This window comes from Gelidibacter sp., assembly GCF_035577925.1.
GTDB lineage: Bacteria > Bacteroidota > Bacteroidia > Flavobacteriales > Flavobacteriaceae > Gelidibacter.
The window spans coordinates 1-14038 of record NZ_DATJCY010000106.1; the positions used below are offsets into that span (position 1 = coordinate 1).

A 14038-nucleotide genomic window follows, 5' to 3' on the forward strand; every position below is an offset into this window, starting at 1 on the left:
TGCAAATCTGTTTGAAGCCGTCAAATTTATCAATCAAATAAAAGAAGGCACGGCAACCATTACACACGAAGATTTGATCGTGCTGAAAAACACAATCAATACCTTTACTTTTGATGTTTTAGGATTGGTCAATGCTAAGCAATCAGATACCGGTACAGAAAAATTATCGGGTGCCGTAGAACTTTTAATCCAATTAAGGCAAGAAGCCAGAGCAAATAAAGATTTTGCTACTTCCGATAAAATACGCGACGAGCTGGCGGCAGCAGGAATTCAGCTAAATGATGGGAAGGATGGAACAACGTTCACAACCAATTAATAGGTCTTGAAATTGTTTCGCAATTAGTTTTTGGGGAAATAAATTTTATTTTTAACAACAAGGCAGTTTAGTGAAGTGATGTTTTAGTAAGCCATACTTTATTTTGAGAAATGCAGTTTAACAAAAAGATAATTCATATTTATCTAAAACTGTTTAAACATCAAAACCATTGAAAAAAATCCTCACATATCCGTTTTTATTACTGATTAAAGTCTATCAAACTTTCATCTCACCCTTAACGCCTGCAAGTTGCAGATACCACCCCACCTGTTCTCAATACACTAAAGAGGCTTTGGTAAAATATGGTCTTTTTAAAGGCGGTTGGTTGTCTATAAAACGTATTTTTAGTTGCAACCCTTGGGGAGGAAGTGGTTACGACCCTGTACCATAACTAAATTTATTCACGAACTTTATCATATGCCGATCAACCACGCACTTTGGTACGATCATTTCGAAGTTTTACCGATTAGTGCGGTGTCAATTTGATCGTTAACTTTAATAAGGAAAGGAATAACCTCAGCAAGTTTAAACAAATAATGTAAATTTAGATCCAAAATAACAAAATGAACATCATAAAAATTTTCACAATCGCATTGATAAGCGGAACACCAAAACCATCACATTAAAAGGGCACTTTATTTATGGTCACGAGATATGAAGCTGTTCACCTTGTGGAAGCGATAAGAAATTTTGGGTTTTGGATAAAATGGACGAGTTAAAAAACCATTATGAAGAATTAACAGAAGATCAAAAACCATATACACCCATTTTTGCCGAAATCGAATTTATTGACAAAGGAAAGTCAGACGAAGTTTTTGCAGCCGATTACGACGGTGTTTATGAAGTTCTGAAGGTTGTAAAAACGACCGAAACAACGGAGGGAGATTGTGAGTAAATGTCTTAAATAATTTTCTGTTGATAGGCTTAAGCGAAATGAATTAATATGTGAAATGTAAAAATCCTCTTAAAAAGTCCCAGCAAAAATGGTATCACCATTTACATTTCTGATCTATAATCCGAATTACCTCAACTATCTAAACACATTTCTAAAATACTATATTAAAATATTAAAACCTTTTACCTACCAAAGCTATCAATCTATTACAAACAAAAAATCCTTGAACACTTTGTGAAATCGACCTTTCTAAAAAAAGCATCACAAGGCATTCAAGGATTAATTATTACTTAATTTACTTTTGTTGAGCGAATTGCAAGTGAACGACAATATTCACATCTTTTCCAATACCTGCAGCAGTTGGATCGAAATTAATGTTATAGTCAAATCTATTGATGGTCGTTTTTGCTTTCAAACCTAATTTATCACCTTTCTCATTCTTGGCAATGCCCCCAAAATGGACATCAAAAATAACATCTTTGGTTACATCTTTTATGGTCAATTTACCATAGAGCAGATAGTGGTTAGGTTTGCCGGTAGCCAATATCTTTGAACTTTTAAAAGTCATTGTTGGATATTTTTCCACTTCAAAAAAATCAGCACTTTTCAAGTGTTTATCTCTATTTTCAACACTAGTATCGATACTGTTTACGTTCACAGTAAAATCGAAATTGGCATCCGTCAGTGCTTCGCCGTTTGTATTTAAATTTCCTGTATATTCCAAGAATTTTCCGTTTACCATACTAATTCCAGAATGTGATATGTTGAAATTTACTGAAGAATGATACGGATCTACTTTCCACTGCGATTGTGCAAATACACTCACCGAAAGAAAAAGCACTGCAAATAAGGATAATAAGTTTCTCATTGTTTTAAATTTAAAAAGTTTAACAATTATAGTAATTTCTTTAATTAAAATTACAAGTGCAAAAGTAATTGAAATAATATGTTCTGAGATTGATCTATGATAAGAAATAACAACGGACAACTTATATTTTCTTATCTCATTTTATTAAACCTTTTGTAAAATTTCAACGCATAAGCTCTTATTACTTTTCAAAATATTATATTTACTCTCTCTTAATTAAATAATTCCTCATGTACGCATTAAAATTTGTTTGGGACCCTTCTAAAGGCATCGATATTATTGGTTTTACATTACATTTTTATAGTGTGATGTGGATCATCGCTTTTATTTTGGGTTTTCTGATCATGAAACGTATTTTTAAATATGAAAAACAATCTGAAGAATCTCTCGATTCACTATTCATTTACTCAGTTATCGGGATCATGCTTGGTGCGCGTTTGGGCCATGTTATTTTCTATCAACGTGAATTATTTTCGGAAGACTTTTTCAGCATCTTCTTGCCCGTAAAGTTTAAGGGCGGATTTGAATTTACAGGTTTTCAGGGGCTTGCAAGTCATGGTGCTGCTATAGGAATGATTATTTCCATGTACCTGTACAATAAAAAAGTATTGTACAAGTCGGTCATTTGGATTTTGGACCGCGTGGTGATTCCGGTGGCTTCGGGTGCTGTTTTTGTAAGACTTGGAAATTTTATCAATTCAGAAATTGTTGGCAAACCAACAGGCACGGATTTTGGAGTAGTTTTTGTCCAAAATGGCGAGAATTTTCCAAGACATCCTGCGCAACTTTATGAAGCTGCATGTTATGTTTTTGTGTTCATTATACTTTGGTTTTTTTATTGGAAAACTAAAAAAAGCGAGCAACAAGGTTTTTTGTTCGGACTCTTTTTGGTGCTTTTATGGGCCGTTAGATTTTTTGTGGAATTCCTTAAAGAACCTCAAAGCGAACATGAATATATTGCAACTTCAACACTCAACACGGGCCAAATGCTAAGTATTCCTTTTATTCTTATCGGCTTATATTTTATGTTTATGTACAAAAGCAAAAAACAACTTTCGAAATGAAAAAAAACATAGTAACACTAATAACAATAGTCATTTTAGGAGTTTTCAATTTTCAATTTCAAAGCTGTAAAGAGGATCAAAAAATTATAAAACCTGTTGTAGTGGAATTCAAAAAAGAAGGTGAGCTTATTCTTAAAACTGCTAATGACAGCATCATTAAAAATTTGGATATTGAGATTGCCGACGACGAATATCAAACCCAAACCGGATTAATGTACCGCGATTCGATGGAACAAAATCAAGGGATGCTCTTTATTTTCCCGGTAGAAGATTTACTTGGGTTTTATATGAAAAATACCAAATTTGCTTTAGACATTATTTATATTGATTCTGATAAAAAAATTGTCAGTTTTCAGAAAAATGCACAGCCTTATAGTGAAGATTCTTTACCTTCAAACGTTCCGGCAAAATATGTCCTTGAAGTAAATGCCGGATTAGCAGACGCATGGCAATTGAAAGTTGGCGATAAAATTGAGTATAAAAAAATCGATTAGAATTGATAGTATAATTTCCGATATTTATGGGAATTGTTGACTGTTTATCAAAAACATCAGCATCTTATTTTCCTAATATTTGATTTAAAGAACGGTCATTTCTCCCCTTTTCGTTGGGATATAATTCCATTAAAGGATCGCTTTGGAAAACCTGTTTTGAATTGATATCCAACGCCGACAATTTACCATAAAACGCGGCTCCAGTATCTACATTCCAGATATTAAGCGCATGCATAGGTTCATTTTGAAAATAAATAGTGGTTGGCGTATGTCCAATATAAATTTCGTTATAAAGTTTTAAATGTTTTGGATACAGCTCAGGATTTTTACCAATAGTTTTATGCAAATCCAAGGCCATTTGCCAAAGTGAGCGATCAAAATAAAAAGTGCTTTCTAAAGATTCGTTTTCTACACCATTGATTGAAGTAAATCCCGCATGAACAAACAATCGGTTTTCGGCATCTACATAATAGTTTTTCATTTGATCAAAAAACTGGAGATGCGCTTCTTTTTCTACCTTAGAAAAATCTTTATAACTTTCAATTGCACCTTTTCCTCCATGATTTATCCAAACGTTTTCTGCTTTATTGGTCCGCAGCCATTTTTCGCACCACATATCGTGATTTCCTTTTAAAAAAACACAAGTATTTACTTCCGATAAGCGCATTAAATACTGTATTACCTGCGCCGATTCACTCCAACCGTCTACATAATCACCCATAAAAACCAATTGATCTTTTGCTGTGATTTTTGCCCTTTCCAACACTTGCTTTAAAGCTTTCAATCCGCCATGAATATCGCCAATAACCAAAGTTCTCATCATCTGTAATTTCTATAAAATTTCTCTATAATTGCCTCAGCAGGTTTATTTTGTGGCGTAAATTGCGAATCTAATGAACCGCCAGACTTTTCATAATCATGAAACCATTTCCATACAAAACCGCCAGCAAACCAATCTTCATTCCAGATTTCTTCGAACAAGGATTGCATGGCATTGGATTGTGCTTCAAAATTCACAACAGTCATTTCCCGATCGGATTTCCAAGGTGCTTTTGCGGCATAATCCACACTTCTATAACCAAATTCAGCAAACAAAATGGGCTTTTTAAAAGTATCCGAAAACGTCTTCAATTCATTTTTATAGGTTTTCCAACCGGTTTTGCATTCTTCAAGCGTGGGCGTTTTAGAAGTGCTCAACGGAAAATAAGCATCAATCCCAATATAATCCAAATCGGCCCAAAAAGGTGTCCGGTCGTATTCATTCCAATTGGCGGCGTATGTTAATTTACCTTTATAGATTTTTCTAACTTCAACAATCAATTGCCGCCAATACTCAGGTCTTTCGTCTATAAAACTTTCGAGTTCTGTACCGATGCAAAACATATCAACTTTGGTAGCTTGCGCCACTTTTGCATACGATAGGATGAAATTAGAATAGGTATTTTCCAGCATCTTCCAATCGTCTTCATGCGCCATTTTTATAAAACCCGTAAATTCGCCACGTCGCACCCAAATTTGTGGTTTTATCATGACTTTAATCTGGTTTTTATGCAAGGTTTCTATATACTGTTTGATGCCTTTTTCGGTCTCACCAAACCATTGTCGATCATTATTAAAAATAATTTCGGGATGCGCCAGATCCTTGACAAATCCAAAAGGCATCACCGATGCATAATTAGCATTCAGGTTAATTAATGGATCAACATGCTTACTGCTAATGCTATCTCTTGAAGCTACAAAGCTAACGCCATTTATTTTTACCGGCTTTTCAACTGTGCTGCCACATGAAATTATAAGGCAAAACATCACAACATATAAAAATTGAAAAATAGTTCTCATCCCATTTAATTATTCCTAAATTTAAACAAATGGATTTAAAAAATTAAATTTTATAAAAATCCTATAAAAAACCCTCATCTAAAGACTTAAAATGGAACACATCGTCATCATAGGAAATGGTATTTCTGGCGTTACCGCTGCACGGCATATTCGTAAACTTTCGAATAAAAAAATTACTATTATTTCTGCCGAAACCGAATATTTCTTTTCACGTACCGCACTGATGTATCTATATATGGGCCACATGACGTTTGAGCATACCAAACCTTATGAAGATTGGTTTTGGAAAAAAAATCGGCTCGATCTGAAATTTGGATTTGTCAAACATATCGAAACTCACAACAACTGTTTGTATTTTGAAAATGGCGACACGCTTCACTACGACAAACTAATAATTGCCACCGGAAGCAAAACCAACAGATTTGGATGGAAAGGCCAAGATTTAAAAGGCGTTATAGGATTGTACAGCAAACAGGATTTAGAGCAACTTGAGGTTTTGGCACCCAACAATAAGGTTTGCAAACGCGCGGTGATTGTTGGCGGTGGATTGGTAGGAATTGAACTTGCCGAAATGCTCCATTCCCGAAATATCCCTGTTACTCTTTTAGTACGCGAAGCTAATTTTTGGGATGTTACCCTGCCCATTAGCCAGGCTAAAATGCTAAATCGACATATCTTAAATCATGGTATCGATTTACGATTACAATCGAATTTAAAAGAAATTAGATCCGATGAAAATGGAAATGCAAAAGCTGTGGTTATTGAAGAAACCGATGAAGTAATTCCGTGTGACTTGGTAGGATTAACACCCGGCGTTTCCCCAAATATTGACATGGTCAAAACGACAGCAATAGAAACTGACCGAGGTGTTTTGGTCAATCGGTTTTTGGAAACCAACATAAAAAACGTTTATGCCATTGGCGACTGTGCCGAACAACGGGAACCTATTGGCCACAGAAAAGCCATAGAAGCGGTTTGGTACACGGGTAGAATGATGGGCGAAACTGTGGCTCAAACCATTTGCGGAAATCGGATAAAATACAATCCTGGACATTGGTTCAATTCGGCCAAATTTTTTGATATCGAATATCAAACTTATGGCTGGGTTTTTCCTGAACCGAAATCAGGACATACCCATTTTCATTGGAAACATGAAGACGACCTTAAAAGTATTATAATAGAATATGAACAGCAATCGAACCGTTTTTTGGGCATAAATACATTTGGAATACGCATGAGACACGAGGTTTTTAATCGATGGTTGACTGAAAAGCGATCAACAGATTATGTGATACAGCATTTAAAAGAAGCCAATTTTGATCCAGAATTTTATAAAACTTTTGAAAATGAAATTTTAGAGAAATATTCAACCTGCGAGGTTTTAGAACTAAGCGCAGCGATCTCACGAAGCGAAGCAAGTAAACCTCGTAGGTTTTAATAATTGACAAAATAAATTGTCAAGATTGGAAAATATACCTACAAGGTTTTGAAACTTAGCACAGCAATCTCACGAAGCGAAGCAAGTAAACCTTGCAGGATGAGTAAAAACAGGATAACAATAAGCAAAAGCAGCTTGTCCAACCTGCGAGGTTTTAGAACTAAGCGCAGCGATCTCACGAAGCGAAGCAAGTAAACCTCGTAGGTTTTAATAATTGACAAAATAAATTGTCAAGATTGGAAAATATACCTACAAGGTTTTGAAACTTAGCGTAGCAATCTCACGAAGCGAAACAATCAAACTTTTTAAGATGAGCAAAATAGGTCGAGGGTATCGAGGGCAAACTAAAAAACAATATTAATGAACACTAAAACAAATTCTAGCATGTCTCTTGCCAAACCTGATGCGCAGGCACTTTCCGCAACCCAAAAAAAGGCGGTTGCGATTGGCGTGATCGGTTTATTTATTATGGTTTTGGCACTACTAAACGTCAACTTTCCAAATAAACCATTATTCCTCACTTTGTCATTGGCCATGATTACTGTGGGCACAGTAATTTTTGCAAACAATAGTTATTTATCAAAACATGCTGGCATTAAAAACGATGGTGTTTGGTTTAAATCCATGATCTCACGCGGACTTTTGGGATGGACGTTAGGAATTGTACTTACCGTTTTTTACATCGTTTTATATTTTAAGGCAGAATGGTTGGGATTGGCCACTAATGGCGCATCGAACACCGGATTAATTGCATTGTTCGATCCTTTAAGTTTTTTATTAAACGGCGGTCCGGCAAGCCAATGGTTTGTTTATGGAACACTTTATACGCTTGCTATTTTGGTTTTTGGATATAAATTCTTGCTCAAATACCGACATAACAAATACCAACAATTACGAACCTTTTCGGTGATGTTTTTTCAATTGGCATTTGCGTTTTTGATTCCAGAATTTATGGCACGGCTAAATTCTGATACGTTCAGTCTTCCCTATTACGATTTAAAAAACATCTGGCCCTTAAATTATTACAACTTTGATAAATACCGTGTCGATTCGATGATTGAAGCGGGAGATATCGGTTTGGCTTTATTGATTTTTGGAGTTGTTTCCATTTTTATCATCACCCCAATTTTGACCTATAAATACGGCAAACGCTGGTACTGCTCATGGGTTTGCGGTTGCGGTGGCCTGGCAGAAACCGCAGGAGATCCGTTTAGGCATTTAAGCGATAAAACCAAAAGAGCATGGAACATTGAACGTTGGGTCATCCATAGTGTCGTAGTCTTCGTGACCTTAATGACAACCGCCGTAATCTATTCTTATTTAGGAACGGATTCGAGCAAATATTGGTTAACAAAACAAATTTTTCTAATAAGTGTAGCTACATTACTAACTTTCGTTTTAGCGCTCATCATGATTTTCAAACGGCAGGAATTGGCCAAAGACGCCAAATATGGTGCGATTGGATATTTTATTGTCATCATGGCGCTCATTGCCATGCATTATTTTAGCGATACCACAAACATCTTTATATTCAAGGCTTCGAGCCTTAAAATGTGGTACGGATTTTTAATAGGAAGTATTTTCTCAGGAGTTATTGGTGTAGGCTTCTACCCTATTTTTGGTAATCGGGTGTGGTGTCGTTTTGGTTGTCCGATGGCGGCAATTTTAGGATTGCAACAACGCCTATTTTCACGCTTCAGGATTACAACAAATGGCGGACAATGTATTTCGTGCGGCAATTGCTCAACCTATTGCGAAATGGGCATTGATGTACGCGCTTATGCCCAAAAAGGAGAAAACATTGTCAGAAGTAGTTGTGTGGGTTGTGGCATTTGTGCAGCAGTTTGCCCAAGAGGTGTTCTAAAATTAGAAAACGATAGTATGAAAGGACGTATTAATGCCACCTCTGTTTTATTAGGAAATGATGTGGATTTGATGGATTTGGTTAATCAAAGATAGTGTTCAATTTTGAATCACAGTTTTCAGGAATTGTCAATATCTAACGAATTTGTCGCTCCATGAAATAAAAATCCTATTCGCGCTGAAACGCAAAGATCTTTATTCAAAACAATCAGTGCCAATTCGTGAAATCAGTGTCAAAATATTGAAATCTAAGTTGGAAATCAAAATCCATCCGTAAAAAACATCTGTAATAATCTGTTTAATCAGCGTCATCGGCGTTCTATTCACACAGTGGCGCATAACTCATCGAAAAGCCCAACATAATTCTGTGATAAAACATTCAACAATGATTTAAAAACAAAGCTTACTTTTACATTTTCATTTATCCAACCAAATGCCCAATATCAAAGTTATCATTCCGGCTTATAACGAAGCAGAATCCATTGCGCTTGTTATTAATGAAATTCCATCCATCGTTAATGAAGTGATTGTTGTAAACAACAATTCTACCGATAATACCGCAGAAATTGCCCAAAAAGCGGGAGCTACTGTATTATTTCAACCTCAAATGGGTTATGGCCATGCGTGTTTGAAAGGAATGGAATATATTTCCAAATTATCCCAAAAACCAGACATTATTGTTTTTATGGATGGCGATTATAGCGATTATCCTGAAGAGCTGACCAAAATTGTAATGCCCATTCTTGAAAATAATATCGATTTCGTTATTGGCGCCAGATCAAAATCCTTACAAGAAAAAGGATCAATGACACCACAACAACACTTTGGCAACTGGCTGGCCACGTTTTTAATGCGCATTCTGTTTGGCGCAAAATTCACGGATTTAGGGCCTTTTAGAGCCATAAAATATCAAAAACTACTGGATTTAAAAATGCAGGATAAAACTTACGGCTGGACGATTGAAATGCAACTCAAGGCACTCCAACATAATTTAACGTATATTGAAGTACCTTTAAAATATAAAAAAAGAATTGGCGTCTCAAAAGTATCAGGAACGATAAAAGGTTCTATCTTTGCGGGCGCAAAAATCTTAGGTTGGATTTTTAAATATAGCTTAAAAAGATGATTCTAGAATCCTTAATCATAGTAGTTTATACCATTTCCCTTTTACTTATTCTCTTGTACGCTCTGTCACAGCTCAATCTTCTGATTAATTATATGGCTGCTAAAAAACGTAAAGATTCATCACAGCTTTTTGATTTTTCAAATCCAGATGAAATCCCTTTTGTAACCATACAACTTCCTGTTTACAACGAAATGTATGTTATGGAAAGGCTTTTGGATAATATCGCCTTGATAGAATATCCAAGAGAGAAGCTAGAAATTCAAGTGCTCGACGACTCTACCGACGAAACCGTCCTTACAACTGCTAAGCACGTCGAAAAATTAAGAGCCACAGGTTTGGACATTAAGCATATTTGCCGAACCGACCGAAGCGGCTTTAAAGCTGGTGCGTTAAAAGAAGGCTTAAAAATTGCCAAAGGCGAATTTATTGCCATTTTTGATGCCGATTTTCTTCCAAAACCAAATTGGCTCAAACAAACTATCCCTTATTTTAAGGATGAAAAAATTGGCGTCGTTCAAACGCGCTGGGGACATATTAACAGAAATTATTCCATACTCACCAAAATACAAGCGTTTGCACTCGATGCGCATTTCACCTTAGAACAGGTTGGCCGAAACAGCAAAGGGCATTTCATCAATTTTAATGGAACTGCTGGCGTGTGGCGCAAAACTTGCATCATTGACGCCGGAAACTGGGAAGGCGATACGCTTACCGAAGATTTGGATTTAAGCTATAGAGCACAGCTTAAAAACTGGAAATTCAAATATTTGGAAGATGTGGAAACCCCTGCCGAATTACCTGTGGTGATTAGTGCCGCGCGCTCACAACAATTCCGTTGGAATAAAGGTGGTGCCGAAAATTTCCGAAAAATGATGTGGCGCGTGCTGACCGCCAAAAACATTTCTTTCAGAACAAAAATTCACGGGATCCTACATTTATTAAATAGCACCATGTTTTTGAATGTGTTTTTGGTTGCTGTTTTGAGCATCCCAATGCTTTACATTAAAAATGAATATGCACATTTAAGGTTCTACTTTTATTTTATGAGCTTCTTTGTGATGAGCACCGTCATCTTTTTTGTGTGCTACTGGCTGATGTTCAAACAGATTTACGGCAACGGATTTAAAAACTTCTTTAGTTATGTTGTTTTATTTTTTACGTTTTTCTCTATTGCCATGGGTTTCTCATTGCATAATTCGATAGCCGTTATTGAAGGCCATTTAGGCAAGCGCAGTGAATTTGTAAGAACTCCTAAATTCAATATCAGCACCTTAAAAGACTCTTGGAAAGGCAATAAATACTTGCGTAAAAAAATCTCTATCAACGTTATTTTTGAAGGCCTTTTAATGCTGTATTTTGGTTTTGGCCTATATAGTGCTTTTATTGTTGGAGATCAAGGTGGCGATTTTGGATTGTTTCCTTTTCATCTGATGCTATTTACTGGTTTTGGCTTTGTTTTCTTTAAATCATTGACTTCAAAAGCATAATTGGCCTTTGATTTTCAAAGATCCTAATCGTCATTACTGCTAAAAACAACTTATCTTGCAATAAGACTATTTAATGTTTTTAGATAAGCCGTTTTGAAGGATCAAAGGATAAGCACAATGTTTTTAAAATCACGTCAAATTCCAATCGCTTTTGCGCTCATAAGCATCCTATTTTATATATCATTTGCATATGATTTACTTCGCACAGATTATATAAAACTCATTTCGCTTTACGCCGCACTGTTCTTTCTTTTTTACAAGCTGATACAATCCAATACACCAGATTTAAAGTTTTTAACAGGTATTGCGATACTTTTTAGACTTGTTTTTTTTATTGCTACACCCAATTTGTCACAAGATTTTTATCGGTTTATTTGGGATGGACGTATGATTTTGGAAGGTTTTAATCCGTATCTACACACACCCGACTCATTTATTAGTAGCGGTCAATTCCCTATAGCACAAGCCCAAGAGCTTTATGAAGGTATGGGCTCACTTAGTGCTGGGCATTTTACAAATTACCCGCCCATTAAACAATTCATTTTTATGATAGCCGCGGTCTTTTCTGGAAAAAATATTTTAGGATCAGTAATTGTATTTCGGACGTTTATTATTGCTGCGGATATCGGAACCTTGTACATCGGTACAAAACTATTGGAACGCCTAAAAATGCCGTTACACCATATATTTTGGTACATCCTGAATCCGTTTATAATTATCGAATTGACCGGAAACCTGCATTTTGAAGGTATTATGATTTTTTTACTTCTGCTAAGTTTATATCTTTTACACTTAGATTATTGGAAAACCGCTGCAATTGCGTTTGCTTTATCGGTTTCGGTCAAATTAATTCCGTTGTTATTTCTACCTCTACTTTTTCAATATTTCAAGAAGAATAAAAATGAATTGCCATCCGAAGAAAAATCTGAAAACTTAAACTTGTCAACGCTAAACCTCAAAAAACTAATTGGATTTTATGCTATTATCGGATGGACCACTTTACTGTTATTTATGCCTTTTTATTCTTCAGAATTTATAAATAATTATTCAAAAACAGTCGGCCTTTGGTTTAGTACTTTTGAATTTAATGCCAGTTTATATTATATAGCTCGACAAATTGGATATGTATTAACTAGCTATAACCAGATTGGACTTATCGGAAAATTTATTCCTATTTTGACCATCTTGATTGTGATTTCACTGACATTCTTCAGAAAAAATACGACAACAATCCAACTTATTACCAACATGCTTTTGGCAATAACCTTATATTATTTTATTTCTACAACGGTCCATCCTTGGTATTTGGCAACACTTCTAATCTTATCCGTATTTACCAAATATAAATTTCCTTTGGTTTGGTCGTTTGTTATTATTTTGAGTTATCTGGCATACTCTACGACTCAAAACATAGAAAACTTTTGGGTCATAGGCTTAGAATATTTGATAGTTTATTCGGTGTTCATTTGGGAAGTTGCTATAAAAAAAGACCACCAAAAGGCAGTCTCTTAAATCCTATAAAATCAAATATTACAACGCTTTCAAATGCGTTATGGTATAAATTTCGTGCTCTTGATCAAATCCGTCTTCATCTTTGGTGACTTCGACTTTAAGTGTATAGGTTATTTCAAATTTTTTATTAATAAACACCTCCGAATCGAGATCAAACGCCTTCATTACAGCGTCATTGACTTTTTTAAAAGTCATCATAAACTCTGAATTATCCTCCTTACGACGCACAACAAAATTATAGCCATAGCCTTCGTTGCCATCATAAACAGCAACTATTTTTAAATCCTGTGTGGCTGAACAAAGGCTTGAAATAGTCTCGGGAAAAGACCTAGCAGACGTTAAAATAAAGCAGAGCACAGGCAATGCAATAGAAAGTTTTGTTTTCATGTTATTTTCAATTTTGATATGGAACATTCACTTTCGGAAGTTTGCCACAACAAGTCCGATTGCTTTTAGCATCCTCATTCGTGATGAAGTTTGCACGTGGATGTCAATTTCTATTGAAAACGATAAAAAAAACCATTATTAATTAAGCATTAAATACGTCAGATGCCTTTGAAAAGCACTTAAACTCTACAGTATAATCATTAGGGTCCTTTACAAAGAAGGACTCGTGCTCACCTGTTTTATTTTCCAAAAATTTTACCTGCGAAACAATAGGAACATTTTTTGAAATTAATCGTTGTCTAACGTTCTCCCATTCTGCCTTATCTAAAATCACTCCAAAATGGAACGATGGCAAGATATCACCATTAAAACTATAGCTTTTGGAATCAAATTTAAACGGTCCACATTCTGTAAATGTAATTTGATGATCAAACAAATTAATATCTGCCCATTTTACTGCGGAGCGTCCTATTTGGGCACCAAGAATGCCTTCGTAAAATAATCGTGTTTTATTGATGCTTACGCATGGTAAGGCCAAATGAAATTGTACAGTCATAATGGGTTGTTTTTTTTATCTGATTATTAAATTCTATTTGATCAGATGCAATTAAATATGTAAATATATTGTGTGCGTTCTATTTAACACATCACTTGTAAGTTAAAGTTACATTATTTTTTTTGATAGTGCATTATATTTTCTACAACTTTAGGCTCCGAGATTGAAAAGTTATTAAAACAAAAAAATCGCC

Annotated in this window: 15 protein-coding genes; 10 read left to right on the plus strand and 5 right to left on the minus strand. The window is 35.3% G+C overall.

What is annotated here, in order from left to right; all coding sequences use genetic code 11:
* The 3 genes from VNJ50_RS03675 to VNJ50_RS03685 form a co-directional block, all read left to right on the plus strand.
* A partial coding sequence (locus VNJ50_RS03675) for a CysS/YqeB C-terminal domain-containing protein (RefSeq protein WP_422653654.1) occupies nucleotides 1-316 on the plus strand: 316 nt, incomplete at its 5' end.
* Nucleotides 317-485: 169 nt separating this feature from the next.
* Nucleotides 486-707 carry a membrane protein insertion efficiency factor YidD gene (gene yidD / locus VNJ50_RS03680; RefSeq protein ID WP_325579163.1) on the plus strand — a complete coding sequence of 74 codons (222 nt, stop codon included), beginning with the start codon at nucleotides 486-488 and terminating at the stop codon, nucleotides 705-707.
* A gap of 315 nt (nucleotides 708-1022) precedes the next feature.
* Nucleotides 1023-1211 carry a hypothetical protein gene (locus VNJ50_RS03685; RefSeq protein ID WP_325579165.1) on the plus strand — a complete coding sequence of 63 codons (189 nt, stop codon included), beginning with the start codon at nucleotides 1023-1025 and terminating at the stop codon, nucleotides 1209-1211.
* A gap of 295 nt (nucleotides 1212-1506) precedes the next feature.
* On the opposite strand, the gene VNJ50_RS03690 is transcribed toward VNJ50_RS03685, so the two are convergent.
* Nucleotides 1507-2079, minus strand: coding sequence for a YceI family protein (locus VNJ50_RS03690; protein WP_325579167.1), 573 nt, complete (start codon nucleotides 2077-2079; stop codon nucleotides 1507-1509).
* Between the two features lie 230 nt (nucleotides 2080-2309).
* On the opposite strand from VNJ50_RS03690, the gene lgt reads away from it, so the two are divergent.
* Together lgt and VNJ50_RS03700 are read left to right on the plus strand one after the other, a co-directional pair.
* On the plus strand, nucleotides 2310-3143 hold the full coding sequence (gene lgt, locus VNJ50_RS03695) for a prolipoprotein diacylglyceryl transferase (protein WP_325579169.1): 834 nt from the start codon (nucleotides 2310-2312) through the stop codon (nucleotides 3141-3143).
* Nucleotides 3140-3637 carry a DUF192 domain-containing protein gene (locus VNJ50_RS03700; RefSeq protein WP_325579171.1) on the plus strand — a complete coding sequence of 166 codons (498 nt, stop codon included), beginning with the start codon at nucleotides 3140-3142 and terminating at the stop codon, nucleotides 3635-3637. Before lgt ends, VNJ50_RS03700 begins: the two co-directional genes overlap by 4 nt.
* 64 nt (nucleotides 3638-3701) lie before the next feature.
* Here VNJ50_RS03700 and VNJ50_RS03705 read toward each other — a convergent pair whose 3' ends face one another.
* Both VNJ50_RS03705 and VNJ50_RS03710 read right to left on the minus strand, forming a co-directional pair.
* Nucleotides 3702-4460, minus strand: a complete 759-nt coding sequence (locus tag VNJ50_RS03705) for a metallophosphoesterase family protein (RefSeq protein WP_325579173.1) — start codon at nucleotides 4458-4460, stop codon at nucleotides 3702-3704.
* Entirely contained in the window at nucleotides 4457-5476 is a 1020-nt protein-coding gene (locus tag VNJ50_RS03710; RefSeq protein WP_325579175.1) for a glycoside hydrolase family 113, read from the minus strand. The genes VNJ50_RS03705 and VNJ50_RS03710 overlap by 4 nt, the downstream gene beginning before the upstream one ends.
* Nucleotides 5477-5567: 91 nt before the next feature.
* Here VNJ50_RS03710 and VNJ50_RS03715 point away from each other — a divergent pair, with 91 nt between their 5' ends.
* From VNJ50_RS03715 to VNJ50_RS03735, 5 genes are all read left to right on the plus strand, one after another.
* Entirely contained in the window at nucleotides 5568-6914 is a 1347-nt protein-coding gene (locus VNJ50_RS03715; RefSeq protein ID WP_325579177.1) for an FAD/NAD(P)-binding oxidoreductase, read from the plus strand.
* Nucleotides 6915-7274: 360 nt separating this feature from the next.
* Entirely contained in the window at nucleotides 7275-8873 is a 1599-nt protein-coding gene (locus VNJ50_RS03720) for a 4Fe-4S binding protein (protein WP_325579179.1), read from the plus strand.
* 337 nt (nucleotides 8874-9210) lie between these two features.
* Nucleotides 9211-9903, plus strand: coding sequence for a glycosyltransferase family 2 protein (locus tag VNJ50_RS03725; RefSeq protein ID WP_325579181.1), 693 nt, complete (start codon nucleotides 9211-9213; stop codon nucleotides 9901-9903).
* A complete protein-coding gene (locus tag VNJ50_RS03730) occupies nucleotides 9900-11390 on the plus strand; it encodes a cellulose synthase family protein (protein WP_325579183.1) in 1491 nt (496 codons plus the stop codon). Before VNJ50_RS03725 ends, VNJ50_RS03730 begins: the two co-directional genes overlap by 4 nt.
* A gap of 117 nt (nucleotides 11391-11507) precedes the next feature.
* Nucleotides 11508-12902 (plus strand): mannosyltransferase, encoded by a 1395-nt coding sequence (locus VNJ50_RS03735; protein ID WP_325579185.1) that lies wholly within the window; start codon nucleotides 11508-11510, stop codon nucleotides 12900-12902.
* A gap of 18 nt (nucleotides 12903-12920) precedes the next feature.
* Here the strand turns inward: VNJ50_RS03735 and VNJ50_RS03740 are convergent, their stop codons facing one another.
* Nucleotides 12921-13289 carry a hypothetical protein gene (locus tag VNJ50_RS03740; RefSeq protein ID WP_325579187.1) on the minus strand — a complete coding sequence of 123 codons (369 nt, stop codon included), beginning with the start codon at nucleotides 13287-13289 and terminating at the stop codon, nucleotides 12921-12923.
* Between the two features lie 142 nt (nucleotides 13290-13431).
* Nucleotides 13432-13845 carry a bleomycin resistance protein gene (locus VNJ50_RS03745; RefSeq protein ID WP_325579189.1) on the minus strand — a complete coding sequence of 138 codons (414 nt, stop codon included), beginning with the start codon at nucleotides 13843-13845 and terminating at the stop codon, nucleotides 13432-13434.
* Nucleotides 13846-14038: the final 193 nt, after the last annotated feature.